The sequence below is a fragment of the Serratia inhibens genome, from assembly GCF_003591175.1.
Lineage (GTDB): Bacteria > Pseudomonadota > Gammaproteobacteria > Enterobacterales > Enterobacteriaceae > Serratia > Serratia inhibens.
This window is the reverse complement of the sequence record NZ_QYYG01000012.1, coordinates 82213-108346: the sequence shown is the minus strand read 5'-3', so window position 1 is coordinate 108346 and position 26134 is coordinate 82213. Positions and strand designations below refer to the sequence as shown.

General features: G+C 57.2%; 22 protein-coding genes, 1 pseudogene and 1 riboswitch. Of the genes and pseudogenes, 12 read left to right on the top strand and 11 right to left on the bottom strand.

Annotated features, from left to right (window positions below; translation table 11 throughout):
• Positions 1–112 precede the first annotated feature (112 nt).
• Both lysC and D4100_RS24200 read right to left on the bottom strand, forming a co-directional pair.
• Positions 113–1480: a lysine-sensitive aspartokinase 3 gene (lysC, locus tag D4100_RS24205; protein ID WP_065506680.1), complete on the bottom strand. Its 1368-nt coding sequence runs from the start codon at positions 1478–1480 to the stop codon at positions 113–115.
• 108 nt (positions 1481–1588) lie between these two features.
• A riboswitch (Lysine riboswitch) is annotated at positions 1589–1782 on the bottom strand.
• Between the two features lie 52 nt (positions 1783–1834).
• Entirely contained in the window at positions 1835–3643 is a 1809-nt protein-coding gene (locus D4100_RS24200; protein WP_119805415.1) for a cation:proton antiporter, read from the bottom strand.
• A 228-nt stretch (positions 3644–3871) separates the two neighbouring features.
• Between D4100_RS24200 and pgi the strand changes: the two genes are divergently transcribed.
• The gene (gene pgi / locus D4100_RS24195; RefSeq protein ID WP_065506678.1) at positions 3872–5518 is read left to right on the top strand and encodes a glucose-6-phosphate isomerase; all 1647 of its coding nucleotides are present in this window, start codon (positions 3872–3874) and stop codon (positions 5516–5518) included.
• A 63-nt stretch (positions 5519–5581) separates the two neighbouring features.
• Here pgi and D4100_RS24190 read toward each other — a convergent pair whose 3' ends face one another.
• Entirely contained in the window at positions 5582–7018 is a 1437-nt protein-coding gene (locus tag D4100_RS24190; protein ID WP_119805414.1) for a capsule assembly Wzi family protein, read from the bottom strand.
• Between the two features lie 224 nt (positions 7019–7242).
• Here D4100_RS24190 and psiE point away from each other — a divergent pair, with 224 nt between their 5' ends.
• Entirely contained in the window at positions 7243–7650 is a 408-nt protein-coding gene (gene psiE / locus D4100_RS24185; RefSeq protein WP_062868883.1) for a phosphate-starvation-inducible protein PsiE, read from the top strand.
• A 277-nt stretch (positions 7651–7927) separates the two neighbouring features.
• On the opposite strand, the gene malG is transcribed toward psiE, so the two are convergent.
• The 3 genes from malG to malE form a co-directional block, all read right to left on the bottom strand.
• Complete coding sequence (gene malG / locus D4100_RS24180; protein ID WP_004948829.1) at positions 7928–8818, bottom strand: maltose ABC transporter permease MalG; 891 nt, start codon at positions 8816–8818, stop codon at positions 7928–7930.
• 11 nt (positions 8819–8829) lie between these two features.
• Complete coding sequence (gene malF / locus D4100_RS24175) at positions 8830–10407, bottom strand: maltose ABC transporter permease MalF (RefSeq protein ID WP_065506676.1); 1578 nt, start codon at positions 10405–10407, stop codon at positions 8830–8832.
• Between the two features lie 63 nt (positions 10408–10470).
• Positions 10471–11664 (bottom strand): maltose/maltodextrin ABC transporter substrate-binding protein MalE, encoded by a 1194-nt coding sequence (gene malE, locus D4100_RS24170; protein WP_119805413.1) that lies wholly within the window; start codon positions 11662–11664, stop codon positions 10471–10473.
• 359 nt (positions 11665–12023) lie between these two features.
• On the opposite strand from malE, the gene D4100_RS24165 reads away from it, so the two are divergent.
• The 4 genes from D4100_RS24165 to malM all read left to right on the top strand — a co-directional run bounded on the left by D4100_RS24165 (position 12024) and on the right by malM (position 16422).
• Positions 12024–12995 (top strand): alpha-amylase family glycosyl hydrolase, encoded by a 972-nt coding sequence (locus D4100_RS24165; RefSeq protein WP_065506873.1) that lies wholly within the window; start codon positions 12024–12026, stop codon positions 12993–12995.
• Positions 12988–14097, top strand: a complete 1110-nt coding sequence (malK, locus tag D4100_RS24160) for a maltose/maltodextrin ABC transporter ATP-binding protein MalK (protein WP_004948818.1) — start codon at positions 12988–12990, stop codon at positions 14095–14097. Before D4100_RS24165 ends, malK begins: the two co-directional genes overlap by 8 nt.
• Positions 14098–14129: 32 nt before the next feature.
• The gene (locus D4100_RS24155) at positions 14130–15422 is read left to right on the top strand and encodes a maltoporin (protein WP_119805412.1); all 1293 of its coding nucleotides are present in this window, start codon (positions 14130–14132) and stop codon (positions 15420–15422) included.
• A gap of 97 nt (positions 15423–15519) precedes the next feature.
• Positions 15520–16422 (top strand): maltose operon protein MalM, encoded by a 903-nt coding sequence (gene malM, locus D4100_RS24150; protein WP_065506673.1) that lies wholly within the window; start codon positions 15520–15522, stop codon positions 16420–16422.
• 55 nt (positions 16423–16477) lie between these two features.
• Here the strand turns inward: malM and D4100_RS24145 are convergent.
• Positions 16478–16630: pseudogene (locus D4100_RS24145) on the bottom strand (nucleoside hydrolase); the annotation flags it as partial.
• A gap of 299 nt (positions 16631–16929) precedes the next feature.
• On the opposite strand from D4100_RS24145, the gene ubiC reads away from it, so the two are divergent.
• The gene (gene ubiC / locus D4100_RS24135) at positions 16930–17454 is read left to right on the top strand and encodes a chorismate lyase (RefSeq protein ID WP_119805411.1); all 525 of its coding nucleotides are present in this window, start codon (positions 16930–16932) and stop codon (positions 17452–17454) included.
• On the top strand, positions 17451–18344 hold the full coding sequence (ubiA, locus tag D4100_RS24130; RefSeq protein WP_043912154.1) for a 4-hydroxybenzoate octaprenyltransferase: 894 nt from the start codon (positions 17451–17453) through the stop codon (positions 18342–18344). The genes ubiC and ubiA overlap by 4 nt, the downstream gene beginning before the upstream one ends.
• 61 nt (positions 18345–18405) lie before the next feature.
• Here ubiA and plsB read toward each other — a convergent pair whose 3' ends face one another.
• Positions 18406–20871, bottom strand: coding sequence for a glycerol-3-phosphate 1-O-acyltransferase PlsB (plsB, locus tag D4100_RS24125; RefSeq protein ID WP_006317780.1), 2466 nt, complete (start codon positions 20869–20871; stop codon positions 18406–18408).
• A gap of 149 nt (positions 20872–21020) precedes the next feature.
• Between plsB and D4100_RS24120 the strand changes: the two genes are divergently transcribed.
• The 4 genes from D4100_RS24120 (at position 21021) to D4100_RS24105 (ending at position 24083) form a co-directional block, all read left to right on the top strand.
• The gene (locus D4100_RS24120) at positions 21021–21389 is read left to right on the top strand and encodes a diacylglycerol kinase (RefSeq protein ID WP_006317782.1); all 369 of its coding nucleotides are present in this window, start codon (positions 21021–21023) and stop codon (positions 21387–21389) included.
• Positions 21390–21508: 119 nt separating this feature from the next.
• A complete protein-coding gene (gene lexA, locus D4100_RS24115) occupies positions 21509–22117 on the top strand; it encodes a transcriptional repressor LexA (RefSeq protein ID WP_004948794.1) in 609 nt (202 codons plus the stop codon).
• Between the two features lie 101 nt (positions 22118–22218).
• Positions 22219–23556 carry an MATE family efflux transporter DinF gene (gene dinF, locus D4100_RS24110; protein WP_006317786.1) on the top strand — a complete coding sequence of 446 codons (1338 nt, stop codon included), beginning with the start codon at positions 22219–22221 and terminating at the stop codon, positions 23554–23556.
• Between the two features lie 317 nt (positions 23557–23873).
• On the top strand, positions 23874–24083 hold the full coding sequence (locus D4100_RS24105) for a CsbD family protein (RefSeq protein ID WP_006317788.1): 210 nt from the start codon (positions 23874–23876) through the stop codon (positions 24081–24083).
• 119 nt (positions 24084–24202) lie between these two features.
• Here the strand turns inward: D4100_RS24105 and zur are convergent, their stop codons facing one another.
• The 3 genes from zur to D4100_RS24090 form a co-directional block, all read right to left on the bottom strand.
• Positions 24203–24715: a zinc uptake transcriptional repressor Zur gene (zur, locus tag D4100_RS24100; protein ID WP_006317789.1), complete on the bottom strand. Its 513-nt coding sequence runs from the start codon at positions 24713–24715 to the stop codon at positions 24203–24205.
• A 185-nt stretch (positions 24716–24900) separates the two neighbouring features.
• Positions 24901–25659, bottom strand: coding sequence for an anti-sigma factor family protein (locus D4100_RS24095; protein ID WP_119805410.1), 759 nt, complete (start codon positions 25657–25659; stop codon positions 24901–24903).
• Positions 25656–26105: an RNA polymerase sigma factor gene (locus D4100_RS24090; protein WP_006317793.1), complete on the bottom strand. Its 450-nt coding sequence runs from the start codon at positions 26103–26105 to the stop codon at positions 25656–25658. Before D4100_RS24090 ends, D4100_RS24095 begins: the two co-directional genes overlap by 4 nt.
• Between the last annotated feature and the right edge of the window lie 29 nt (positions 26106–26134).

Sequence of the window (26134 nt, the reverse complement as noted above, 5' to 3'; positions counted from 1 at the left end):
GATGGAGCTGTGTTTTTTGCGGGTTCAGCGTGCTGGACCCCTACGAATTATGAACGGCCTTTTTTGGAAGTAGGGGCGCAGCATGCTGCGCCCGCAATGGGGGGAGATCCGGTTATTCGAACAGATTGTGGTGCAGGGTGCGTACTACCTGTTCTGCGTCATCGCCCGGTACCAGGAAGCACAGGTTGTAGCTGCTGGCACCGTAGCAGATCATGCGGATATTGAACGGGTCAAGCACGCCGAACACCTCTTTACCTACGCCGCAGGCCTGGGAAAGCTTGTTGCCGATGATCGCCACCAGCGCCAGGTTCTCCTCCACTTCCACCCGACACAGCGACGACAACTCGGTCAGCAGCGAGGTGGTCAGCAGGCTGCCGCCGGTGGAGGTGGAGCCGGTGGTATCCATGGTCAGTGCTACGCTGACTTCGGAGGTGGTGATCAAATCCACCGAAATATTGTGGCGCGCCAGAATGCTGAACACTTCGGCCAGGAAACCGCGTGCGTGCAGCATATTGAGGCTGTGCAGCGTTAGCAGGGTTTGTTTGCGGCGCAGCGCCAATGCGCGGAACAGCGGCGGGTTCTCGGTGGTATTGCACACCAGGGTGCCGCCGGCGGACGGATCCTTGCTGGAACCGACAAACACCGGAATATCGCTGCGTACTGCCGGCAACAGGGTGGCCGGGTGCAGCACTTTCGCGCCGAAGGTGGCCATCTCAGCGGCTTCTTCAAAGGTGATTTTGTCGATGCGCTTCGCCGTAGGGACCACGCGCGGGTCGGTGGTGTAGATGCCCGGCACGTCGGTCCAGATATCCACCCGGCCGACGCTCAGCGCTTCACCCAGCAGGGCGGCGGTGTAATCGCTGCCGCCACGGCCCAGTGTGGTGGTGCGGCCCTTGGGTTCGCTGCCGATAAAGCCTTGAGTGACTACCAGCGCTTCCTGCAGACGCGGTTTGAGCAGCGTCTGGGTCAGTTCTTTCAGTACTGCGCTGTCCGGCGTGGCGCGGCCGAAATGATCGTCGGTGTGCATCACTTTGCGCACGTCAAACCACTCCGCCTGCACCTTGCGGCAGCGCAGGATCTCAACGAAAAGCAGGGTGGACATCAGTTCGCCGTGGCTGACCAGTTCGTCGGTCAGTGCCGTCGAGGTCGCCAGCGCCGCCGCTTCGGACAGCATGGCGATGTTTTCCAGCATGCGGTCGATTTCCTCGCGGATAACCGCCGGGTTATCGAGGCGGTCGAGAATGGCGTACTGGATACGGCGGATTTCATCGAGCTGGTAGCTGCGCTTGTCGGCGTCGCTGCCTTCGGCCAGTGCGACCAGCAGGTTGGTGACGCCCGCAGAAGCGGACAGGACCACCAGGCGAACCTGCGGATTGGCGAGCACGACGTCGGCGCTGCGGTTCATGGCTTCATAGTCGGCAACGCTGGTGCCGCCGAATTTGGCCACAACGGTAGAATTTTGGGGTACTGCTTGGTTCATGTAAAACCTCGTGTCAGGGATGCCCTATTTTGAGAGCACTTTTTCCATAGCCTTGGCACAAGGGGAGAGCGATAAACAGGGGGCAGACGTAGAGGTTGAAACTACGATACACCCAGAAGCGCCCCACCTTGCTGATTGCCCCCGCGGGGCAAACTTTGGTGACAACCCAGAGGATTCAGCCCCTGTAGCCGATACGATGAATGCCGTGCATCACCCTACCTCGGCGTCGCTCCCCCTCAAGTGCCGTCATGGGAAACGGCTCCTCTGACACTCTACCTGGGCGACGCGCCTCTTCTGGCTTGCGCACCGGGTGCGCAAGTAGGCTGATAGGAATAGCCGGTTATTGCGCTTGTGTCAACGGTCAGACGTTGAGGGATTTTCAATTTGCACTAACGCGATCAGCGTGCAAGGCATGGTGGGGACAAAACCGGTGCCTATCGGCTGCAGTTTGCCGTCCTCACGCTGGCACAACAGCGGAATAACGCCCTGATGTTTTTCCAGATATTCCAGCCAGCCAAAGTTTTCGTTCAACTTGGTGGCCTTGATGGTCGCGCCTTTGGCGATCAGGCTGCTTAACCGGCCGTAGGTGGCCTCCTGATTGAACAGGATTTCGTGACGGCGGAAGCGCGAACTTTCCGAGCTGTTGCCGCGTCCTTTCAGCGGCGCGCCGGAGCGGATGGCGAAGACCTGTTCGTCACCGAAGATATGGCTGAAGTGGTATACCGCCAGCGCATTCTGATGGCGATTGGGCGAGAGTGCCAACACCTGTGCGGTATCGCTCAGATCGAGGTAGTTCTCGGCATGTTCGGAGTAAGCATGCCCATAATAGGCGGGGATGCCGTCCATACGCGCCTGGCGGTAATATTCCCAACTGCTGTCGGTGACCAGCACCGGGATGTTCATTTTTATCAACGCCTGCGCCAGCATGCGCGCCACGCTGTTGGCGCCGACGATCAGCACGCCGCGCGGTTTTTGCTGCTGCACCCGCAGCCAGCGCGCCATCATGCCGCTGGTCAGGCTTTGCAACACCACCGTGCCGATGATGACGGCGAACACCACGGTCACCAGCCGATCGGCACCCTGATAGCCGCTGCGCTGCAATGTCAGGGCGAACAGCGAGCTGACCGCTGCGGCGACGATGCCGCGTGGGGCGATCCAGCACAGCAGCAGACGATCGCGCCAATGCAGGGAAGAGCGCCAGGTCGACACCGCAATGCACAGCGGCCGGGCGATAAACTGTACCACCAGCAGCAGACCCAGCAGCGGCCAGCCCATGTTCCACAGCGCATGGATATCCAGCCGCGCCGCCAGAATGATAAACAGCGCCGAAATCAGGATAGCCGACAGCTCTTCCTTGAACGCCAGAATGTCGCTGGTATCCACATCGCGCATATTGGCCAGCCAAATGCCCATCACCGTCACGGTCAGCAGACCGGATTCGTCGGCAATGGCGTTGGACACGCCAAAGGCGGTCAGCATGATCGCCAGCACCGCCAGGTTTTGCAGGTAGCGCGGCAGCCAGACACGGCGCAGAGCCAGCCCCAGCAGATAACCGAACAGCGCGCCGATCGCCAGGCCGACGGCGGCGGTAATGCCCAGAGTCCAGAACAGGTGGGTAAAGGACTCCGAATGCTGTTTCAGCGCGATAAACTCAAACACCAGCAGGGTGAAGATGGCGCCAACCGGGTCGATCACTATCCCTTCCCAACGCAACACCTGGTTGATATTGGCATTGGGCCGCACCACGCGCATCAGCGGGGCTATTACCGTAGGCCCGGTCACCACGGTTACCGCACCGATCAGCGCTGCCAGCTCGGGCGGAAAGCCCAGCAGCCACCAGCAGGCGACGCCAATCACCAGGAAGGTCATCAGCATGCCGATGGTCACCAGGTTGCGCACCACGCCGCCCAGGCCGCGTATTTCTTCTACCCGCAGCGTCAGCGCACCTTCAAATAAAATGATCGCCACCGACAGCGACACCAGCGGGAACAGCAGATCGCCGAACAGCGCGTCCGGCTGGACCAGATGCACTGCCGGCCCCAGCACGATGCCAAACAGCAGCAGTGGCAGAATGGCCGGCAGGCGCAGCAGCCAGGCCAGCCATTGCGCCAGCAGTGAACTTAAACCGATGATTACCAACATCAGTGGGGCAGATAATTCCATGGCGGAGGTCCTTCTCGAATTGGTTATCAGCAACAATGGCACATTTCAGTGACAGTTCGGCAACCCTGATAACAGGCTGTTATCCAAAAGTATAGGGGAATGGCTGAAACGATGCAGGGGAGGTTTGACAGTTAGCGCCTATCGCAAGAAAAGAGATCATAATCGCAGTCGAACAGGCTACAATCGGGCAACCACGTCACATTTATTCTCAAGCCTAAGAGTGTTGCTATGAAAAATATCAATCCTAGTCAAACCGCTGCTTGGCAAGCCCTGCAGCAACATTTTGAACAGATGAAAGACGTCCGGATCAGCGATCTGTTCGCTCAGGACAAAGAGCGTTTCTCTCGCTTCTCGGCCACCTTCAACGACCAGATGCTGGTGGACTACTCCAAGAACCGCATCACCGCAGAAACGCTGGAGAAGCTGCAGGCGCTGGCGAAAGAAACCGATCTGCAAGGCGCGATCAAATCGATGTTTGCCGGCGAGAAAATCAACCGTACCGAAGACCGTGCGGTGCTGCACGTTGCCCTGCGCAACCGCAGCAACAGCCCGATTATCGTTGACGGCAAAGACGTGATGCCGGAAGTGAACGCGGTGCTGGCCAAGATGAAACAGTTCTGCGACCGCGTGATTGGCGGCGACTGGAAAGGTTACACCGGCAAAGCGATTACCGACGTGGTGAATATCGGTATCGGCGGTTCGGATCTCGGCCCTTATATGGCTACCGAAGCGCTGCGTCCTTACAAAAATCACCTGAACATGCATTTTGTCTCCAACGTTGACGGCACCCATATCGCCGAAACGCTTAAACCGCTGAACCCGGAAACCACGTTGTTCCTGGTGGCGTCCAAAACCTTTACCACGCAGGAAACCATGACCAACGCCCACAGCGCGCGCGATTGGTTCCTGAACACTGCTGGCGATCAACAGCACGTGGCTAAGCACTTTGCGGCGCTGTCCACCAACGGCAAGGCGGTAGGTGAGTTTGGTATTGATACAGCCAATATGTTCGAGTTCTGGGACTGGGTCGGTGGCCGTTATTCTCTGTGGTCGGCGATTGGCCTGTCTATCGCGTTGTCGCTGGGCTATGAGAATTTCGAACAGCTGCTGAGCGGCGCGCACGAGATGGACAAGCACTTTGCGCAAACGCCGGCGGAGCAAAACCTGCCGGTACTGCTGGCGCTGATCGGCATCTGGTACAACAATTTCTTCGGAGCAGAGACTGAAGCGATTTTGCCGTACGACCAGTACATGCACCGTTTTGCCGCTTACTTCCAGCAAGGCAATATGGAATCGAACGGCAAATACGTGGATCGTAACGGTAACCCGGTAGATTACCAGACTGGCCCAATCATCTGGGGCGAGCCGGGCACCAATGGCCAGCACGCGTTCTACCAACTGATTCACCAGGGCACCAAGCTGGTTCCTTGCGACTTTATCGCACCGGCCATCAGCCACAATCCGCTGAGCGACCACCACGCTAAACTGCTGTCGAATTTCTTCGCGCAGACCGAGGCGCTGGCATTCGGCAAGTCGCTGGAGGCGGTGGAAGAAGAGTTCGCCGCTCAGGGCAAGACTGCGGAAGAAGTCAAACACGTGGCGCCGTTCAAGGTGTTTGAAGGCAACCGCCCGACCAACTCCATCCTGCTGCGCGAAATCACGCCGTTTAGCCTGGGCAGCCTGATTGCGCTGTATGAACACAAGATCTTCACCCAGGGTGCGATCCTGAACATCTTCACCTTCGACCAGTGGGGCGTAGAGCTGGGCAAACAGCTGGCTAACCGTATTCTGCCTGAGCTGGCGGGTAGCGAGAAAGTCAGCAGCCACGACAGCTCAACCAACGCGCTGATCAACCGCTTTAAAGAATGGCGTTAATAGCCATATCTGATTGATACCAATAAAAAACCCGCCGCGGCGGGTTTTTTTACATCTTGATGATTACAGGTTGATAGGCACTTCGAAGCTGATGCCTGCGCCCACGTCATCGGCGGTGCTGGCATTGTTATCGGTATACCACAGGCTGGTATCAAACTTGACCTGGGAATCCAGGGTGTAACCCCAGCCGAGCTGAATGCCTTTCAGCGTGTCAGATTTCGGGAACGCCTGGTTGATTGACTGGTTGTTCGGGTTCACTTTGGCGTACACCAAACGGGTGCTCCAGCGTTGGCTGTCATCCAGTACCAGCTCTATGCGACCAGACAACATCTGACCATCGCCGCCCATCGCATGGCCCAGCGGATAACCCTGCTGGTAGTAACCGCCTTTATAAGTATAGTGACGGTACATCACGTTGTCGGTTTTACCGTCGGAACGGGTATCGGTCCCCTCGATGCTCCAGTTAATCGTAGTTGAACCCCATTCTGGATGGCCTTCCAGCCCTAACAAGTAGGCGTTGTGTGACGGTAACATACCCGCTTCGTCTTCCCCTACCAACTGACCATACAAGCTTACCGGCAAGCCAATCAACGGCTGCATTTTCAGTTTGAAGTCGAAGCCGGCAAGCTGGTTACCCGGATCGTTGCCTTGGCCGGAGTCATCGTTGTCATTACCAGCAAACGCATTCCAGAAAGAACTCCAGGACTGAGGTCGGCCTTCACCACCCCATTGCATGATGCGCGAGGCACCCAACTCCACGAAGTCGGTTGGCATCATGGTGAAACGACCACCAATCAACTTGGTATGGGGGACTGCAGCATATTGCGACAGCTGGCCTGCGGTCAGTTGGTACTGCCAGCGGCCAATCCACGACAGCCAAGGCGTTTCAAACGGCGACTGGTCGGCGCGTTGCAGCATAAAGCCGGCCACCGGGCGTGCGGCGTCGGAGCGAATCAGGCTGCCGTCGTAACCTGGGCCCCACCATTGGGAGACTTCACCGAAGGACAGCCACTGGTTCCAGATCTTCACTGCACCATAAGAGCCCTGCATATTGAATTTGGAACCGTCGCTGACGCGTTGATCGCCTTCGACGGAACCTTGTACACGCACGTCCCAGAATTCGCCGTTGGCGCCGGCGCCGATGGTCAGGCGATCGTCAGCATATTCATTCTGACCGAAGCCCTGCGGGGTGCCGGGTTTGTCGGTAGAGGCGTAGCCGCTGACGCGGATATTGGCTTTCAGGGCATCGACACGGCGCTGAACGCGGTCAATGACGCTTTTCTCGGTACCGGTTACCGGCTTGGCTTGTGAAATAACCGAGCTGATTTCTTCCTGGCTCAGCGGCCAGGTGGACAAACTGACGTTAATCACGCCGCGGTCGGACAACCAGGCGAGGTCGTTACGCAGATCGTTATCAGGAGTGACCAGGCCGGCTGCGTGGCCGGTTAATGCACAGGTAAACAGGCCCGCCGCGACCAGTCCGTTAAGTTTAGCGCGCATAAAGAATTCCCTTGTTAATTCGAGGTTATTAGTTTTATGTAAAGATCTATGTCCCATCATAGTTGACATTTCAATTTGCTACAAATATATCAACCAGAAATATCCTAATGTAACTAATTGAATTAAATTGAGTTTAAAGTGATTTCATCAGGGGTAATAAATTTTAAGATAATGCCTATGTTAGGATGCGCGGATAATTTCAGTGGTATTTAAGGGGAGTTCTTATGGCGAAAACATCGCGTTCGATAATGGTTGCGAAGGGGTTGCAGCGGGTACTGAACGTCGGGCTGCTGCTGCTGGCGGCGATCTTGATCGTTTTTTTGGTGAAAGAAACTATTCACTTGGCGAAAGTATTGTTTGTAAACAGTGAGGAATCATCGTCCTATCTGTTGATCGAAGGCATCGTGATTTACTTTCTGTATTTTGAGTTCATCGCCTTGATCGTCAAGTATTTTGAATCGGGATATCATTTTCCGCTGCGCTATTTCATCTATATCGGCATTACCGCGATTATTCGTTTGATCATAGTAGATCATAAAAACCCATTTGATACCTTGATTTATGCCGGGGCGATATTGCTGTTGGTAGTGACTCTCTATTTGGCCAACACCGACCGCTTGAAACGCGAATAAATACCCTTCATATTTGACGCTGCAGCAGCCTTGGTTGCAACGCCAATTATTTTGGATAGGCCATAAAAATGGCGGCCCATAGGGCCGCCGAAGACACAGGTATTGATTACCCGTCGTCTTTCAAGCTACAGCGTTGTTGACTGCACTGGCACACCCCAGTTACTTACCAAAGTAAGCGCCTGGGGATGAGCGAGCTGGTCGCCTGGCTGTAACTTGATATCCATAGGGTAAAGAAAATAAACCTAAGTACATCAAGCGCATTGCAGTGGCAAAAACCTTAACCTTTGACTCCGCCGGCCGTCAGGCCACCCACCAACCAGCGCTGAGCCAGCAGGAATACGGCGGTAATTGGAATAGCCGACAACACCGCCGCGGCGGCAAAGTCGCCCCATAAATAGTTCTGCGGGTTCAGATATTGCTGCATCCCTACCGCCAGCGTATAGCTGTTGACGTCGCGCAGCAGCAGAGAGGCTACCGGCACCTCGGTGATAGCGGCGATAAACGACAGAATAAACACCACCGCCAAAATCGGCACCGACAGTGGCAGCAGCACCAGGCGGAAGGCTTGCCACGGGCTGGCGCCATCCAGTGCCGCCGCTTCTTCCAGCGAATTGTCGATAGTTTCGAAATAGCCCTTGATGGTCCAGACGTGCAGCGCAATGCCGCCCATATAGGCGAAGATCACCCCGCCGTGGGTGTTCAGGCCGATAAAGGGAATGTACTGACCCAGACGATCGAACAACGCGTATAGCGCCACCAGCGACAGCACTGCCGGGAACATCTGGAAAATCAGCATGCTTTTCAGCAACGTGCTTTTACCGCGAAAGCGCATGCGGGCAAAGGCATAGGCGCAGGTCGTGGACAGGGTGACGATGCCGATAGCGGTGATCACCGCGATCTTGATCGAATTCCACAACCACAGCAGCACCGGGAATGGCGGCGGGGTGACGCTGCCATCGGCGTGCGTCACGCTCATGCCGAGCGCCAAACGCCAGTGATCCCATGAAATCTGCTCCGGTATCAGACTGCCGGTGGCAAAGTTGCCGGAGCGCAGTGAAATCGTCACCACCATCAGCAACGGGAACATGATCAGGGCAATAAAGCACAGCATCAAAGTGTGAGTCATCCACAGGCGCAGGCGCTGGGATTTGGGTTGGACCATAGCCATTCTTTTTCTCCCTAGTCGAAGTTCATCTTGCTGGCTTTCAGGTTCAGGATCGCCAGGGCGCCTACCAGCAGGAAGATCAGCGTGGCAATCGCGGCCGCCAGACCGAAGTCCTGCCCGCCGCCGCCTTCGAAGGCAATGCGGTAGGTGTAGCTGACCAGCAGGTCGGTATAACCGGCCGGCGTGGTGGTGCCGATCATGTCCGGCCCACCGTTGGTCAACAGCTGAATCAAGACGAAGTTGTTAAAGTTAAAGGCGAAACTGGCAATCATCAACGGCGTCAGCGGCTTGATCAACAGCGGGAGAGTGATGCGGAAAAAGTTCTGCATCGGGGTGGCGCCGTCCATTGCCGAGGCTTCGTACAGATCGTCGGGGATAGCTTTCAACAGCCCCATGCACAGGATCATCATGTACGGATAACCCAGCCAGGTGTTGACGATCAGAATCATGCTCTTGGCGGTAATGGGATCGCTGAACCAAGCCGGTTTGATGCCGAACAGATGGCTGAGCATCATGTTGATTTCACCGAAGCTTTGGTTAAACAACCCTTTGAAAATCAGAATCGAAATAAACGACGGTACCGCGTAGGGCAGGATCAGCATGACGCGGTACACGGCTTTGCCTTTCAGCGCTTCCCACTGCACCACGCAGGCCAGCACCATGCCCACGGCCACGGTGAGGATCACGGTCAGCACCGAGAACACTATGGTCCAGATAAAGATCGACACGAACGGCTTTTTGATGCCTTCATCCTGCAAAACGCGCAGGAAGTTTTTCCAGCCGATGGTGACGGTGTACCCCGGGCTAAGGGTTTCTTTGGCCCAGTTGCCGTCGGCATTCAGCGCCTGATAGAAGCCAATGTCCGGGTTCGGTCGGTATTGTATATGGGTCTGTTGGTCGGTCAGCACCTTGCTGTCTTTGTCCAGCAGGTACAGCGGGGAGGTACCGGAAAACTGGCGCAGTGAACTCATGCGCAGCTCGCCGCCTTCCGGTAACTGCGCCACCAATTGGCTCAGTGCCTGGCGGTTCTGGGTAATCACCCGCAGCGTGGCGCGTTCGCCTGTCGGTTCGGCATTTTCCACCGTCAATTTCAGCGTTTGCGGCGCGTTGGCATCAAAGCTGAACGGCCCGGAAATCAGCTGTTGGCCACTGTCAGGGTGGGTTAACTGCAGGCGCCACTGCTGGTTTTCCGCCGGGTACAGACCGAAAGTGAAGGTCTTGCCGGTCTGGAACTGGCGTTGCATCAGCACCGACTGGGCGCGCTCAAAGGTGAGCTGGTTGGTGCTGCTGTAGTTGGTAAAGGCGATGGCGATGGTGCAAATCAGCGGAAACAGGACAAACAGCCCCATGCCGGCGATGCCCGGATAGACGTAACGCCAGGCGTAAGCACGGCGGTTGGCGAAGACGTAAAGCCCGGCGCTGACCAGAATCAGCGTCAGAATGGCAAACAGGTATTCACCCTGTGCATACATCAACACAATCAGGTAGCAGGTAACCAGACTGAACAGGCCGATCACCAGCCATTTCAGTACGTCACTCTGCCACCACTTCGATTTCTTGCGCGCAGGCGACCCGGCGTGAGCTAATTGCATAGGGCGTTCCTTTCTGTGGAGCAACAGCGGGGCGCTTTACCGCGCCCCGCACAACGTAGTTTGTTACTTGGTAATACGAGTTTGCACGTCATCCAGCGCGGCTTTCACCGTCTGGCGGCCGCTGACGGCGTTGATCACCGCGCTGCGTTCGGCGTACCAGAAGGCGCTCATCTGCGGGATGTTAGGCATGATTTCGCCGGTCTGCGAGTTTGCCATGGTGGCGGCAATCTTCGGATCTTTCGCCAACTGCTCCTGGTATGACTTCAGCGCCACGGCACCCAGCGGTTTGTCCTTGTTGACGTCCGCCAAACCCTCGTTGGTCAGCAGGTAGTTTTCCAGGAATTCGGTCGCCAGCTCTTTGTTCGGGCTGGCGGCGTTGATCCCGGCGGTCAGCACGCCGACGAAGGGTTTGGACGCCTTGCCTTTGAAGGTCGGCAGCAGGGTAACGCCGTAATTGATTTTGCTTTGCTCGATGTTTGCCCACGCCCAAGGGCCGTTGATGGTCATTGCGGTCTGGCCTTTGTTGAAGGCGGCTTCGGCAATCGAGTAATCGGTATCGGCGTTGACGTGTTTGTTTTTCACCAGATCGACGATGAACTGCAGGCCGGCCTGTGAACCGGCGTTGGCGACGCCAACGTCCTTGATGTTGTATTTGCCGTTCTCATACTTGAAGGCATAACCGCCGTCGGCGGCAATAATCGGCCAGGTGAAGTAGGGTTCCTGCAGGTTCCACATGATGGCGCTCTTGCCTTTGGCGCGCAGCTCTTTGTCCAGCGCCGGGATCTCTTCCCAGGTTTTTGGCGCTTCTTTGATCAGGTCTTTGTTATAAATCAGCGACAGCGCTTCTACCGCGATCGGGTAGCCAATCAGCTTGCCGTCATAACGCACCGCGTCCCAGGTGAACGGGAACAGCTTGTCCTGGAAGGCTTTGGAAGGGTGGATCTCGGCCAACAGGCCGGACTGCGCGTAGCCGCCAAAGCGGTCATGAGCCCAGAAGATGATGTCCGGGCCGTCGCCGGTGGCGGCTACCTGCGGATATTTTTCTTCCAGCTTGTCCGGGTGCTCAATGGTGACTTTAATGCCGGTGTCTTTCTCGAACTTTTTGCCGACTTCGGCCAGGCCGTTATAGCCTTTATCGCCGTTGATCCAGATAACCAGTTTCCCTTCCTCGATCTTGGCGAAGGCGGAAGAGGAAAGCACCAAGGTGGTCAGAGCGGAAAGCACCAGCGTACGGGCGGTGGTAAAGCTGCGAGTCATAATCCAATCCTTCTTTTTTATGGGCACGTAAATCAAGGAGAGAGGTTTCGCGGTAATAGTGGGTCACAAAGCGACACATTCTCATCCTCCCCCCCTCTACGCCCCACTGCTGTGGAGTGTGATCCAGTTAACGTTGTGCCCTATTCTGTGGTGTCAGACACAGAATAGGGTGACGATTTTTGCCATAGGGATCACAGATTTGCTTTAAGCGTTGAACTTCTCGCCGCGTCTGTCGTTCTCTCATCCTCCCATCTCCTCCCCCATGAAAAATCTTGTTACGGATGATTACCCCTTGTGGGGATTACCGCAGTATCGGCCTCATTGATTTTCATCGTCACGTGCAGCAGGGAACCGGATTTATGTCGCTAATGCCTACCGTCACTCAACCCACCCTGTACCGGATCCATCCGGTCAGTTTCCGCGATGGAAACGGGGATGGCGTGGGCGACGTGCACGGCATGGTTGCGGCGCTGCCTTACCTGAAAACGTTGTCTGTCGATGGTCTGGTATTGCCGCATGAGCTGTCGGCGCAAGCCGCCGCTGCGGTAGCCGCTCAGGGGCTCGGGCTGTGGTACTGCGATGGGCAGAGCCTTGTCCGCCACTCTGCCGTCCGGCAGCAGTACGTCCGCAGTCGGTTGGCGCTGGAGGTCGTGCCCTTCAGCATCGAGCTGCTGGTTGAGGTATTGCATGCTCGTCGCACCACGCTGACTGACAGTCTGTGGAGCACCGGCGATGCGGACCAGCCACGGGTGGTCAGCCATTGGGGACAGGGGAATTTACGCTCTGCCGATGCGTTTTTGACGCTGCTGGCGATGTTGCCTGCGCCTGTCTGCCTGTATCAGGGCGAGGAACTGGGCCTGCCGCATGCCGCCGGCCTGCTGGATCCCCTGGGCGCGCAAACGCCGATGCCGTGGCACGAGGCACCAGAACAGGTGACTGCCGGGGAAATCCACTGGTATCAGCAGGTGGCGATAGAGCATCGCGCGCTGGCGATTAGTCGTCAACAGCATGACAACCAATCCACTTTGCGTTACTGCCAGTCGCTGCTGGCGCTGCGTCGCTTACCGGTGATCCAGCACGGCGAGTTGAGCGCAGTCAGCCAAAAGAATGGCGTGGTTCGTTTACTTATTACCCATCAGGATCAATGCCTTGAAGCGCTGATTAATCTGCAGCCCTATACTCAGGCGGCCGCACCGTCTGAGGCGACCTTGCCACTGGCATGGCAGCACGGCGCGCAGCAAGAGGGTCATCAATGGGTTTTGGCGGGTTTTGCGTCCGCCATTTTTACACGAAATGTTAACTGCGAAAGCAGGGGAGTAACGCATGGCTAGCGTCACACTGCGCAGCGTTTATAAGGCCTTCGGCGAAGCTGTGATTTCCAAAGACGTCAATCTGACCATCGATGACGGCGAGTTTGTGGTGTTTGTCGGGCCATCGGGCTGCGGCAAATCGACGCTGCTGCGCATGATCGCCGGGCTGGAGGACATTACCTCCGGCGACCTGCTGATCGGCGATAAACGCATGAATGAAGTACCGCCTTCCGAGCGCGGTATTGGGATGGTGTTCCAGTCCTATGCCCTTTACCCGCATTTGTCCGTGGCCGACAACATGTCGTTCGGCCTGAAACTGGCGGGTGCGAAGAAAGCGGAAATCAGCCAGCGGGTGAATCAGGTATCGGAAGTGCTGCAACTGGCTCACCTGCTCGACAGGCGGCCCAAAGCGCTGTCCGGCGGGCAGCGTCAGCGGGTGGCTATCGGCCGTACGCTGGTGGCGGAACCTGATGTGTTCCTGCTCGACGAACCGCTGTCAAACCTCGACGCCGCGCTGCGGGTTCAAATGCGCATCGAGATTTCCCGTCTGCACAAACGCCTGCAGCGCACCATGATTTACGTCACTCACGATCAGGTGGAAGCGATGACGCTGGCCGACAAGATCGTGGTGCTGGACGCCGGGCGAGTAGCCCAGGTCGGCAAACCGCTGGAGCTGTATCACTACCCGGCCAACCGCTTTGTCGCCGGCTTTATCGGTTCGCCAAAAATGAATTTCCTGCCGGTCAAAGTGACCGCCGCAGAGCCGCAACAGGTGCAGGTCGAACTGCCTAACCGCCAGCTGGTATGGCTGCCGGTGGAAGGCACGCAGGTTCAGGCCGGCGCGAACATGTCTCTGGGCATCCGCCCGGAACATCTGCTGCCCAGCAATGCCTCTGAAGTTCAGCTTTCAGGGGACGTACAGGTGGTGGAGCAACTCGGCAACGAGACGCAAATCCACATCCAAATCCCGGCAATTCGTCAGAACCTGGTTTACCGCCAGAACGACGTGGTGCTGGTAGAAGAAGGTGCAACATTCGCTATAGGCCTGCCGCCTCACCGCTGCCATCTGTTCCGTGAAGACGGTACGGCATGTAAACGGCTGCACCAGGAGCCGGGCGTTTAAAGCATCACAGTCTGTATAACAGGAGAATAATGATGACTACTCTGCGCAAACTTCCTCTGGCACTGGCAATCGCCGCTGGTGTGCTGACCACCCAGGCAATGGCCGTTGATTTTAAGGGCTATGCTCGTTCCGGCATCGGCTGGACCGGCAGCGGCGGTGAGCAACAGTGCTTCCAGGCCACCGGCGCCTCGAGCAAATACCGTCTCGGTAACGAATGTGAAACCTACGCTGAATTGAAGCTGGGTCAGGAAGTGTGGAAAGAAGGTGATAAAAGCTTCTACTTCGATACCAACCTGGCTTATTCCGTTTCACAACGTTCCGACTGGGAAGACGTGACACCGGGCTTCCGTGAAGTGAACGTGCAGGGTAAAAACCTGATCGAATGGCTGCCTGGTTCTACCATGTGGGCCGGTAAGCGCTTCTATCAGCGTCATGATGTTCATATGATCGACTTCTACTACTGGGATATCTCTGGCCCGGGCGCCGGTCTGGAAAACATCGACCTGGGCTTCGGCAAGCTGTCTGCCGCCGTGACCCGTAACTCCGAATCCGGCGGCTCCTACGGCTACCTGGACAATGAGTGGGATCAACGCCCAACCGTCAACGACACCTTCGACGTACGCCTGGCCGGCCTGGAGCTGAACCCGGGCGGCACGCTGGAACTCGGCGTGGACTACGGCCGCGCCAATGTGCAGGACGGTTACAGCCTGGCTGATGGCGCCAGCAAAGACGGCTGGATGTTCACTGCTGAACATACCCAGAGCATCCTGAGTGGCTACAACAAGTTCGTGCTGCAATACGCCACCGACTCGATGACTTCGCAAAACAACGGCCGCAATCAGGGCTCCACCATCGACAATAACGGCAACATGATCCGCGTGCTGGATCACGGTGCCATCGACTTCAACGATAAATGGGCGCTGATGTACGTCGGCATGTTCCAGGACATCGATCGCGACAACAATAACGGCACCACCTGGTACACCGTGGGCGTGCGCCCAATGTACAAATGGACGCCAATCATGAGCACCTTGCTGGAAGCCGGTTACGACAACGTGAAATCCCAGCGCACCGGCGATCGCAACGGCCAGTACAAAGTCACCCTGGCGCAACAATGGCAGGCGGGCAACAGCATCTGGTCACGTCCGGCTATCCGCGTCTTCGCAACCTATGCCAAGTGGGATGAGAAATGGGGCTATGCCAACAGCGATTCCGGCACCGGTTACAACTCAGGTACCGCGTATAACGACACCAGCGTGCACACCTTCAGCCGCGGCAATGACGATGAAGTCACCTTCGGTGCCCAGATGGAAATCTGGTGGTAATGACAGGACGGGGAGGGCCATGCGCTCTCCCCAACATGTATTCGCCGACGCCGGCTCTCTTGCCTGACCTGCGTCGGCGCTGATAGAGGGTATAACAATGAAAAAGAATCTGCTGTCACTCTGCTTGTCACTGGCGCTGAGCCTGGGGGCGCCATTGGCGGCCCATGCCGATACGCCGGCCAATGTCTCCGTTGCTCCGGCCATCAGCGCCACCACGCTGCAAAGCCTGCCATGGCAACCGCTGGTACCGCCGGTCAGCCAGGAAGTGAAACTGGATAATGTCAGCCCGCAAATCAATCAGGGCGACATTCAGGGCGCCATAGCCGCCTATACGCTGCCGGCCGATCGCGGTTCGCTGGAAGTCACGCTGAGCAGCATCAGCAAGAATAATTCGATTTACGCGCCAAGCGTGTTGGTGCTGGACGAGCACCTGCGCCCGGCAGCCTATTACCCGAGCAGCTACTTCCCGTACCAACCGCCGGGGGCGATGTCCTCCGATCGCCTCGAGGGCACGCTGAAGCTGACCCCGGCGCTCGGTCAAAAACAGATTTATATGCTGGTGTACACCACCCGTCAGGATCTGGCCAAAACCACTCAGTTGACCAACCCGGCCAAGGCCTATGCCGCCGGTGTGGGTAACGCGGTACCGGATATTCCGGACCCGATCGCCAGCCATAGCGTCAGCGGGACGCTTAAGTTGAAGGTGACCGCTGAACAGGGTTCCGGCAACGTGATGATCGGTATGCTGCAACCGGCGCCGGCCGCTGCACCGGTGGTGGTGGGGTCAACCGCACCGGCCACGGCGGCACCTGCCGCGGCACCGGCCAAGCCTTCGGAGCCGATGCTGAACGACACCGAAAGCTACTTCAATAACAGCATCAGGCAGGCGGTGAAGGCGGGCGATATCGATAAGGCGCTGAAACTGATGAATGAGGCTGAAAGACTGGGTTCCACCACAGCGCGTGAAACGTTTATTGGCAGCGTGAAAGGCAAGGGGTAGTACCCGACGCTGCCGATGCTGGCTCGATGATTGGTGCGCCCCGGCGCACCTTTTTTCATGCGCGGGCCAGAGTTTCGCCAATCAGCGCCAGCAGACGGGCGTTATCTACCTGTTCCATCACCCGTACCCTTTTGCCCTGCGGTTCCGGCATGCCGACTGTCAACCGCAGGCTGTCCGGTCGCCAGCGGCGAGAGCTGCCGCGTGTCACTTCACATGCTATTGCGCATGGTCACCTATCGCTCCAGCAACCTGGCCATCACTAACGCATGCCCGGCAGATAAGGATCTGGTGCTTGCATGATGTTGGTGCTGCTGTCAGCACCTGTTCGGCGGTTTCAGAAAGGGCAGAAAGATGACATTGCGACGTTTTACCGCCGCGATTTTGCTGCCTGCCGCGCCACGAATCCGCCTGCCGCTTTTGAATTTCTGCGTTACAATGGATTTCTGTTAACAGTTTGTATGGTCCGGTGCGGTCCGCAGGGGGCGGCGTCGGGCCTGGAGTAGAACAATGTCTGGCAATAGGGATTCCATCCTGCCGCCGCTTGAGTGGTTATCTACGCAATCCCCCCCGGTACCCGCCACCGTCAGCGATTGGCTGATGGAGTTAGGATCCATGACCCGCCGTTTTGAACGCCACTGCGGGCGCGTGCACGTTGAACCGCAGCGCGAATGTTTCGTCACCCGCGACCAGTTGGGTGAAGAGGCCGAGCACCTGCCGGACAGCCCGCGTTATTGGCTGCGTGAGATTATACTGCTGGGCGATAACCAGCCCTGGCTGTTGGGGCGCACGGTGATCCCGCAGGAAACCCTGACCGGCCCGGATCAGGCGCTGGTGGATTTGGGCACGCTGCCGCTGGGGCGCTATCTGTTCAGCAGCGGTGAATTGACCCGCGATTACATTCATATGGGTCGGCAGGGTGCGCTGTGGGCGCGCCGCTCCCGTTTGCGGCTGGCGGGCAAGCCGTTGTTGCTGACCGAACTGTTTTTACCCGGTTCGCCGTTGTACGCGGCGGGCAGTACGGAAACCGCATGATGAGGAGAGGAAATACCTTGGAGGGAAGCGTGACTCAAAGCAAATGGCGGGCTTACAGCCATCTGATGCGCCTCGATAAACCGATCGGCAGCCTGCTGCTGCTGTGGCCAACGCTGTGGGCGCTGTGGATTGCGGGGCAGGGTGTGCCGCCGCTGTCCATTCTGCTGGTGTTTGTCCTTGGGGTGTTCCTGATGCGCGCTGCCGGCTGCGTGGTGAATGACTATGCCGATCGCGCCGTTGACGGTCACGTGAAGCGCACTGCGGGGCGCCCAATGCCGAGTGGCCGGGTTAGCGAGAAAGAGGCCAAGATCCTGTTCGTGGTGCTGGTGCTGGTCTCGTTTGGGCTGGTGCTGACGTTGAACGCCATGACCATCTGGCTATCGCTGGCGGCGTTGGCGCTGGCGTGGATCTATCCGTTTATGAAACGGGTGACCAATCTGCCGCAGTTCGTGCTGGGGGCGGCGTTCGGCTGGGGCATTCCAATGGGTTACGCCGCCGTCAGCGAGTCGCTGCCGCTGAGCTGCTGGCTGCTGCTGCTGGCCAATATCTGCTGGACGGTGGCTTACGATACGCTGTATGCAATGGTAGACCGCGACGATGACCTGAAGATTGGCGTCAAATCCACCGCCATTCTGTTTGGCCGTTACGACAAGCTGATCGTCGGTCTGCTGCAGTTCGCCACACTGCTGCTGCTGCTGTGGGTGGGCTATCTGGCACAGCTGAGCGGGGCATTTTATTGGTCGTTGCTGCTGGCGGGTGCCTTGTTTATCCATCAGCAAAAGCAAATCGCTACCCGCGATCGCGATGCCTGCTTCAAGGCGTTCCTGGATAACAACTATGTCGGACTGGTACTGTTTATCGGTATCGCATTGAGTTACTGGCAGGGATAGCGGTATTTCGGCAATAAAAAAGGCACCTGACGGTGCCTTTTTGTTTTTGATTATCAATCGATTATTCGTCTTTCTCTTCCACAGTCGCCGTTTCCGGCTGCGCGTTGGTTTCCGCCGGCATGCTGACGCTTTCGATAGTCAGCTTGATTTCCGGGGTAATTAAATCGCTCAGCATGCTGTACACCTCGAGGGTGTGCTCACGAACTGCATCGCCGATATCGTTGATGTAGCCTTCTTCACGCAGCGTCGCCACCAGGGTAGAGAACACTGCCTTGTCGAAGAACTCCGGCGCGTTGATGCCGTGCAGCACCGAAAGGCGCTGGGCCATGATGCGGCTCTCTTTCTCCAGCGCGCCGCGGTTGATGCTCGGGTTGGCGCTGAGGATAGACATGGTGATGGCATAGCGCTGCAAGGTTTCGCGCACGCCGGCTGCCAGCAGTTGCAGAGGGCGAATGCGCGCCGGGTTAAGCACCAAATCGTCGCCTTTGTCGCAGATGAGCTGTTGGCGGATCATTTCCTCGATCAGCGGCCGCAGTACTTCCGGCAACTGTTCCTTGTCGTTATGCAGGAACAGTTCGGCTTTCAGCATCGGGTAAATCAGGCCGATCTGCCGCAGCAGTTCAGCGCGTGACACCCGGCGGTGATGCATCACTATGGTGGCGATCAGCGAAGGCAGCACCAGCAGATGGTGGATATTGTTGCGGTAATAGGTCATCAGCACCGCCTGCTCGCGCGGCAGGATGATGATGTCGCCGATGTTATCCTTCTCCACCTCGAACTTGTTCATGTTCAGCGCGTGATCCAGCAGCTCGTCCGGCGTCTGGGTCGGCACGGTGACGTCGCCGGCGTAAGGCACGTTGCGCATCAGTTGCAGATAACACTCCAACTGCTCAAGCAGCTGTTCGCGGGTCAACGAACGCTGGCGTGAGGCCAGCAGCGCCGTGGAACACAGGTTCATGGCATTGGCGGCGGCCGCGTTGTTGATGCGCACCATAATCTTGGCAGCCAGGTCGTTGACCGTTGGCGTCAGCCAGCTTGGACGTTGGGCTTCGATCGGGTCAATCGATTCGCGCCACTGCGGCACGTTCTGGTTCAGGTAGGTGGTCAACGGCAGCGGATCGCCAAAGTTGACGTAACCCTGGCCGAGATTACGCAGCTTGCGCAGGCCGCGCAGCATCTGCAACAGGCTCTCTTTTTCCTTGGTCGCCCCGCGCAGCTCTTTGGCGTAAGTACCTACTTCCATCACGTGTTCGTAACCGATGTAGATCGGGACCAGCGTGATAGGGCGAGTACCACCGCGCAACATTGCCTGGATGGTCATCGACAGGGTACCGGTCTTCGGTTCCAGCAGGCGCCCGGTACGGGAACGGCCGCCTTCAACGAAGTATTCCACCGAGTAGCCACGGGTAAACAGCTCGCCGAGGTATTCGCGGAACACCGTCGAGTACAACTTGTTGCCTTTGAAGGTACGACGAATAAAGAACGCGCCCAGGCGACGGAAGATCGGCCCGGCCGGCCAGAAGTTGAGGTTGATGCCGGCGGCGATGTGCGGCGGCACCAGGCCCTGGTGATACAGCACGTAGGACAGCAGCAGGTAGTCCATATGGCTACGGTGGCACGGCACGTACACGATCTCGTGGCCGTCCTGCGCCAACTGGCGCACGCGCTCGGCGTTGGTGACGTTGATGCCCTGATACAGCCGGTTCCAGGTCCAGCTCAGCACGCGATCGGAAAGACGCACCGTCTCGTACGAGAAGTCGGCGGCGATCTCTTCCATCAGCGCAATGGCGTTCTGCTGAGCCTTTTCATGGGAAATTTTCTTGCTGCGCGCTTCGTCTTCGACCGCTTTTTCGATCGCTTTGGAGGCCAGCAGCTTATTGAACAGATCCTGACGGGCCGGCAGGCTTGGGCCGACGGCGGCCAGACGTTGACGCGAGAAATGCATGCGCGCCACGCGCGCCAGTTTCTGCGCGATAATTTTGTCCGTGCCGTGTTCGGTCGCCATTCGGCGCAGCGAAACGGTGTTGGAGAAACGCACGAAGCTGTCGCGGCCCAGCCACAGCACGGCGAAGAATTTCTGAACGCCGTTCAGCAAGCGCAGATGCGGCGTGCCGTGACCTTCGCGGCCTGGGGACCGGCCAAACATCACCGAAACCGGCAGCATCTGAATATCGAGATCCGGATTGCTGCGATGCAGATCCAGATAGTCGTGAAACAGCTTTACCGATTCTTCTTTCGGCGTGTAGTAGCGGAACACGCGCGGGCCGTCGTGAATGAACACGTGGCTTGGCAGCACGGTGCCGTCTATCTCCAGCGGATTGAGGGGGTCGGGCAAATCCTGCGCCAGGCACTGGGTGCGCAGCGTCAGTAAATCCGCCTTGGAATTATAAGGTAAAACATACAAAATCGGCCGTGAGGGATCCAACCCTAACTCCGTGACCGGATCTGAAGGGATAACCTTACTTCTTACCAACAATTTGAGTGGTAAATTCAATAATTTATAATAAATTTTACGCCAACCTGACATAACAACGTGAAGCCTCTTGTTAGCAATGCGCCGCAAGCATACCAGAAACCGGGTAGCAGATCTGTGGTGTTGGAAAACCGGGAGCCGGGAGAGTTTCCTGACCCAAGCTCTATAATTATGACTTACCTCTGTGAAAGGCACTAAAAAACATGGCAAACCAAGCAACCGGCCTGACCCGTATTATTAAAGCCGCCGGCTATTCCTATAAAGGGTTTTCTGCTGCCTGGCAGCACGAAGCCGCATTCCGCCAGGAGCTGGTGGCGACCGTACTGGCTATCATACTGGCGATCTGGCTGGATGTGGGTGCGATAGCGCGTATTTTACTGATCGGATCGGTGCTGCTGGTCGTGGTCGTCGAGATGCTGAACAGCGCGATTGAAGCCATTGTCGATAGGGTGGGTACGGAACACCACGAGCTTTCCGGCCGCGCGAAAGATATGGGGTCGGCGGCGGTAACGCTGACGATCGTACTGGCGCTGTTTGTCTGGGGTTCCGTACTGTGGCAGCACTTTGTCTGAGTGGAATGCTCCGTTGCGGCGGGGGCGCTAATCCCTGATTTTTATTCATTCTTCGGTTCCCAAGGCGCGCTTACCTGTATATACTCACAGCAAGACTGTATAAACAAACAGGGGGCGGAATGAAAGCACTAACTACCAGACAACAAGAAGTCTATGATCTGATTCGCGATCATATTTCGTCAACTGGCATGCCGCCAACGCGCGCCGAGATCGCCATGCGTCTGGGGTTCCGTTCGCCAAATGCTGCAGAAGAACACCTGAAAGCGCTGGCGCGCAAGGGCGTGATCGAGATCGTCTCCGGCGCTTCGCGCGGTATTCGCCTGCTGATGGAAGATGAAGAAGGTTTACCGCTGATTGGCCGCGTGGCCGCCGGTGAACCGCTGCTGGCGCAGCAGCATATCGAAGGGCACTATAAGGTGGATCCTTCCCTGTTCAAACCGAGTGCGGATTTCCTGCTGCGGGTCAACGGCATGTCGATGCGTGACATCGGCATTCTCGATGGTGATCTGCTGGCGGTGCATAAAACCCAGGACGTGCGTAACGGCCAGGTGGTCGTGGCGCGTATTGAAGACGAAGTAACGGTCAAGCGTCTGAAAAAACACGGCAATGTGGTTGAATTGCTGCCGGAAAACAGCGAATTCCAGCCTATCGTGGTCGATCTGCGTCAGCAGAATTTCACCATTGAAGGCCTGGCGGTCGGTGTGATCCGTAATGGCGACTGGATTTAACCCACCCGCCTGAACGTCGTCCCCTGATTTAAATCGCCCCAGCTCTGGGGCGATGTCATTTCTGATTCATTCAAACCCTACCGCCACGGGAACATTTCACTATGCGCCTGCTTTCTGCCTTCACCAGCGATACTGATAAAGCCCTATGGCGCCTTGCGTTGCCCATGATCTTTTCCAATATTACCGTCCCGCTGCTTGGGTTGGTGGATACTGCGGTGATTGGCCACCTGGACAGTTCTACCTATCTGGGCGGCGTTGCGATTGGCGCCATGGCTACCAGCTTCCTGTTTATGCTACTGCTGTTCCTGCGCATGAGCACTACCGGCCTGGCGGCGCAGGCGCTCGGTGCGCAGGATCCGCCGGCACTGGCTCGCGCTTTTATGCAACCGCTCCTGATGGCGGTCTTGGCCGGGTTGGCCATCGTATTGCTGCGCCATCCGTTGATCGATGCAGCTCTGCAGGTTGTGGGCGGTGATGGTGCAGTGCTGGAACAGGCGCGGCTTTTCCTCGAAATCCGTTGGCTAAGCGCGCCGGCAGCGCTGGCCAATATGGTGATTCTGGGCTGGCTGCTTGGGGTGCAATACGTGCGTGCGCCGGTGATCTTGCTGATTGTCGGTAATCTGTTGAATATCTTACTGGATATCTGGCTGGTAGTAGGGTTGGGCTGGAATGTGCAGGGTGCGGCGATAGCCACCGCCATCTCTGAATATGCCACGTTGTTGCTGGGGCTGTGGCTTGCCTGGCGGGTGATGCGCATACGCGGCATTTCCGCCCCGATGTTGCGCCAGGCCTGGCGCGGTAATCTGCGGCGCCTGTTGGCGCTGAATCGCGACATTATGTTGCGTTCATTGTTGCTGCAATTGTGTTTTGCTTCACTGACCATCTTCGGTGCCCGGCTTGGTGGTGAGGTAGTGGCGGTAAACGCGGTGCTGATGAATTTACTGACTTTTACTGCCTACGCGCTCGACGGTTTTGCCTACGCGGTAGAGGCGCATTCCGGCCATGCCTATGGCGCCCGCGACGATAGCCAACTGCGCAAGGTGTGGAGCGCGGCATGTCGCCAGGCTTGCCTGGTGGCGCTGGCCTTTGGGGTGGTGTATGCCTTTGCCGGGCAGCATATCGTGGCAGCGCTAACCTCTTTGCCTGAACTGCGTACGCTGGCAAGTCATTATCTGCCGTGGCAAGTGGCGCTGCCGTTGGTAGGTGTGTGGTGCTATCTGCTGGACGGCATGTTTATTGGCGCCACCCGCGGTGCAGAAATGCGCAACAGCATGGCGGTGGCCGCCGTCGGTTTCGGCCTGACGTTGTTTACCGTCCCGGTATTAGGCAACCACGGATTATGGCTGGCGCTGGCGGTGTTTCTGTCGCTGCGGGGTATTGCGCTGGGCTGGTTCTGGCACCGTCACCGGCTGCAGGGTACCTGGTTTGCGGTGCGATAGGCCAGTGATCCTTATTGAAAATTAATTAATTTATCTTATGTTTTTATTTATATTTGCTTACATGTTCCGAAGCGTCTTCACATTCGGGTAGTGCCTTGTTTGTTGGCGTGTTTTTCTGGTAAATTGTTTCTTAATGGGGTTTTGTTCTGGGTTTTGTTATTTTTTCGTTATCTGCGTCTACAATTGATCATGTGGCTGGCTAAATAAATGGGGCGTGGCAACCCTTTGGTTGGCGGTAATAGACCATAAAAATTGCTTGGTTAGATGCCCTGTCAGCACAGTGTCAAACTGATTTAGCACAGGTTAACGGAGAGATTATGAACAAAGATCAAGCCGACGGTAGCTGGAAACAGTTCAAAGGGAAAGTGAAGGAACAATGGGGCAAGCTGACCGATGACGATTTGGCGGTCATTGAAGGGAAACGCGAACAGCTTGTCGGTAAAATCCAGGAACGTTACGGCTACCAGAAAGAGGCGGCCGAGAAAGAAGTTAAATCCTGGGAAGACCACAACAAGTATCGCTGGTAGCGAGCAGGGCCACAGCGGACGGTGGCCGTAAGCGACTGACTGTAGCCGGCCCGGCGTTTTTCATCCCCTTGACGCCACGGCCGCAGGTACAGGGAAGTGCCTGACCAACCCCGCATAATTTATTTCTTCTTGATGGCGATACTGTGATCGTGCTCGCCGCAATCATGCTTGCTGTCGCAGGCCTCTACCTCAACACAGCCTGAACACAGGCCATGCGCTTCCACCACGCTGTGGCGCAGCACAAAACCCGACTCTTTCGCCAGCTTTTGCAGCGTCTCCTCGACCCCTTCGGTGGTGCGTTCAGTCACCTGAGCACAGCGATCGCAGATAAACAGGGCAGAGGTATGCATCGGTTGTTCGAAGTGATGGCACAACACATAGCTGTTGGCTGACTCCACCCGATGAATAAACCCTTGTTCCAAAAGAAAATCCAGCGCGCGATATACCGTTGGCGGTTTAGCCTGCGGTTCGGCCACCCGCAGCAGATCCAGCAGGTCATAAGCGCTGATGGCACCGGGCTGTTGTGCCATCAGGCGTAACACTTCCAGCCGCTGCGGTGTCAGCCGCACATTGCGTTGCTGGCAGAGTTGTTCAGCCTGCGACAGCAGCTTTTCCTGGGTGCTTGAGTTCATGGCAAATATCCCGGTACGTAAAAAAGCCGATTTTACCATGATTAAGCGTAATCGCCGAGAGTCGCCCCCTTTTCCGCTGATAAGGATGTTCCGGGAGGCAGGAGCAGGGTTTGCGCGCCTGAAAAGAAGAGGAAAATCAAACGCTATGCCGACACCTGAGCGGTGAGCAACGCCCATTCCCTCTCTCAGACGGAAAGTGAGCCTTGCAGGCGCTCCGCCAGCGCGGTCATTTCCGCCGCCGGATTATGGCCAATCAGCATAAAGCTGTGGCTGCCATCGGCCCAATACACCACATTCATCCCCTGACGGCGTTCGCTTTGTGCGGATTCCGGCTTGCCCGATTGTTGGATGATGCACAGCGCCAGCGGGCCAAACCGGGCGTCCAGCCAGGTCAACTGCGCAATACGACGATCGTCGTAAGCCAGCACGCGGGCATTTTTCAGCTCTGCGCCGTTCAATGCCAGTTTGGGAGCGGGAAGGGCAATGCCCAGCCGTTCACCGGTGTATTGCAACTGGCTGGCGAGTAACGCAGGGGAGCTATCGAAGCCTGCCAGCGTTTCCGGGGTATAGAGCGCCATGTATTGGGCGACCAGGCCGCGCCAGTTGTCTTCTGGCTGACTCGCTTGCAGCCAGGCGCGATCGCCCGCGACACCCAGTGCCAGAAAACCGACGGCAGCGGCAATCAGGGCACGGCGGCTGACGCCGCGTTGTGGGGCGGGAGTGGCAAGTGGCCATCTGGCCTGGAGCCGTTGCGCCGGTGCTTCATCCAGTAAAGGGGCAAATGCCTGTTTGAACGGCAGATTGCTGCGCTCCAGCAGCGACAAACGGTCGGCCAATGCCGGTTCGTCGGCCAGGCGCTGTTCCAGGCTGCGGCGCTGTTGGGGATCCAGTTGATTATCCAGATAAGCGACCAGCAGTTCATCCGCAGTATAGTATGAGCTCATGATCGTTCTCCTTTTGACTGCGGGGCGCGGGTTTGCAGCGCGCTGTCGTTTGCAAGCCGTAGACGTGCCGCTGCCAGGCGGCTCATGATGGTGCCGATGGGGACGCCGAGTACCTCGGCCGCTTCCCGGTAAGAAAGCTCCTCCACGTACACCAGGAATAGCGTATTGCGCTGCGCCTCCGGCAAGCGATTGACCCGCTGCATCACCTCATTGGCCCATATCGTCTCTTCCCCGTTTTCCTCGCCGGCCAGATCGTCGACGTCGACAAAACCCTGCCCCTGACGGATATGCCGGGCACGGACTTCGTTCAGCCAAATGGAATGCAGAATCGAAAACAGCCAGCGATCCATACGCGAACCCAGCGTAAACTGTGCGGCGCGCTCCAGCGCCCGCACACAGGTGGCTTGTACCAAATCGTCGGCGATATCCCGCCGGTGAGAGAGCACTAAACCATAGCGCCACAGGCGGGAAAGAT

Excerpts from the sequence above, each read along its gene's own strand:
- D4100_RS24165 (WP_065506873.1), top strand. The coding sequence starts at position 12,024 with ATGTCGCTAATGCCTACCGTCACTCAACCCACCCTGTACCGGATCCAT.
- D4100_RS24120 (WP_006317782.1), top strand. The coding sequence starts at position 21,021 with ATGGCAAACCAAGCAACCGGCCTGACCCGTATTATTAAAGCCGCCGGC.
- plsB (WP_006317780.1), bottom strand. The coding sequence starts at position 20,871 with ATGTCAGGTTGGCGTAAAATTTATTATAAATTATTGAATTTACCACTC.
- pgi (WP_065506678.1), top strand. The coding sequence starts at position 3,872 with ATGAAAAATATCAATCCTAGTCAAACCGCTGCTTGGCAAGCCCTGCAG.
- malF (WP_065506676.1), bottom strand. The coding sequence starts at position 10,407 with ATGCAATTAGCTCACGCCGGGTCGCCTGCGCGCAAGAAATCGAAGTGG.
- dinF (WP_006317786.1), top strand. The coding sequence starts at position 22,219 with ATGCGCCTGCTTTCTGCCTTCACCAGCGATACTGATAAAGCCCTATGG.
- malG (WP_004948829.1), bottom strand. The coding sequence starts at position 8,818 with ATGGCTATGGTCCAACCCAAATCCCAGCGCCTGCGCCTGTGGATGACT.
- ubiC (WP_119805411.1), top strand. The coding sequence starts at position 16,930 with ATGTCTGGCAATAGGGATTCCATCCTGCCGCCGCTTGAGTGGTTATCT.
- D4100_RS24200 (WP_119805415.1), bottom strand. The coding sequence starts at position 3,643 with ATGGAATTATCTGCCCCACTGATGTTGGTAATCATCGGTTTAAGTTCA.
- malK (WP_004948818.1), top strand. The coding sequence starts at position 12,988 with ATGGCTAGCGTCACACTGCGCAGCGTTTATAAGGCCTTCGGCGAAGCT.
- zur (WP_006317789.1), bottom strand. The coding sequence starts at position 24,715 with ATGAACTCAAGCACCCAGGAAAAGCTGCTGTCGCAGGCTGAACAACTC.
- ubiA (WP_043912154.1), top strand. The coding sequence starts at position 17,451 with ATGATGAGGAGAGGAAATACCTTGGAGGGAAGCGTGACTCAAAGCAAA.
- malM (WP_065506673.1), top strand. The coding sequence starts at position 15,520 with ATGAAAAAGAATCTGCTGTCACTCTGCTTGTCACTGGCGCTGAGCCTG.
- psiE (WP_062868883.1), top strand. The coding sequence starts at position 7,243 with ATGGCGAAAACATCGCGTTCGATAATGGTTGCGAAGGGGTTGCAGCGG.
- D4100_RS24190 (WP_119805414.1), bottom strand. The coding sequence starts at position 7,018 with ATGCGCGCTAAACTTAACGGACTGGTCGCGGCGGGCCTGTTTACCTGT.
- lysC (WP_065506680.1), bottom strand. The coding sequence starts at position 1,480 with ATGAACCAAGCAGTACCCCAAAATTCTACCGTTGTGGCCAAATTCGGC.
- lexA (WP_004948794.1), top strand. The coding sequence starts at position 21,509 with ATGAAAGCACTAACTACCAGACAACAAGAAGTCTATGATCTGATTCGC.
- D4100_RS24105 (WP_006317788.1), top strand. The coding sequence starts at position 23,874 with ATGAACAAAGATCAAGCCGACGGTAGCTGGAAACAGTTCAAAGGGAAA.
- D4100_RS24095 (WP_119805410.1), bottom strand. The coding sequence starts at position 25,659 with ATGAGCTCATACTATACTGCGGATGAACTGCTGGTCGCTTATCTGGAT.
- D4100_RS24155 (WP_119805412.1), top strand. The coding sequence starts at position 14,130 with ATGACTACTCTGCGCAAACTTCCTCTGGCACTGGCAATCGCCGCTGGT.
- malE (WP_119805413.1), bottom strand. The coding sequence starts at position 11,664 with ATGACTCGCAGCTTTACCACCGCCCGTACGCTGGTGCTTTCCGCTCTG.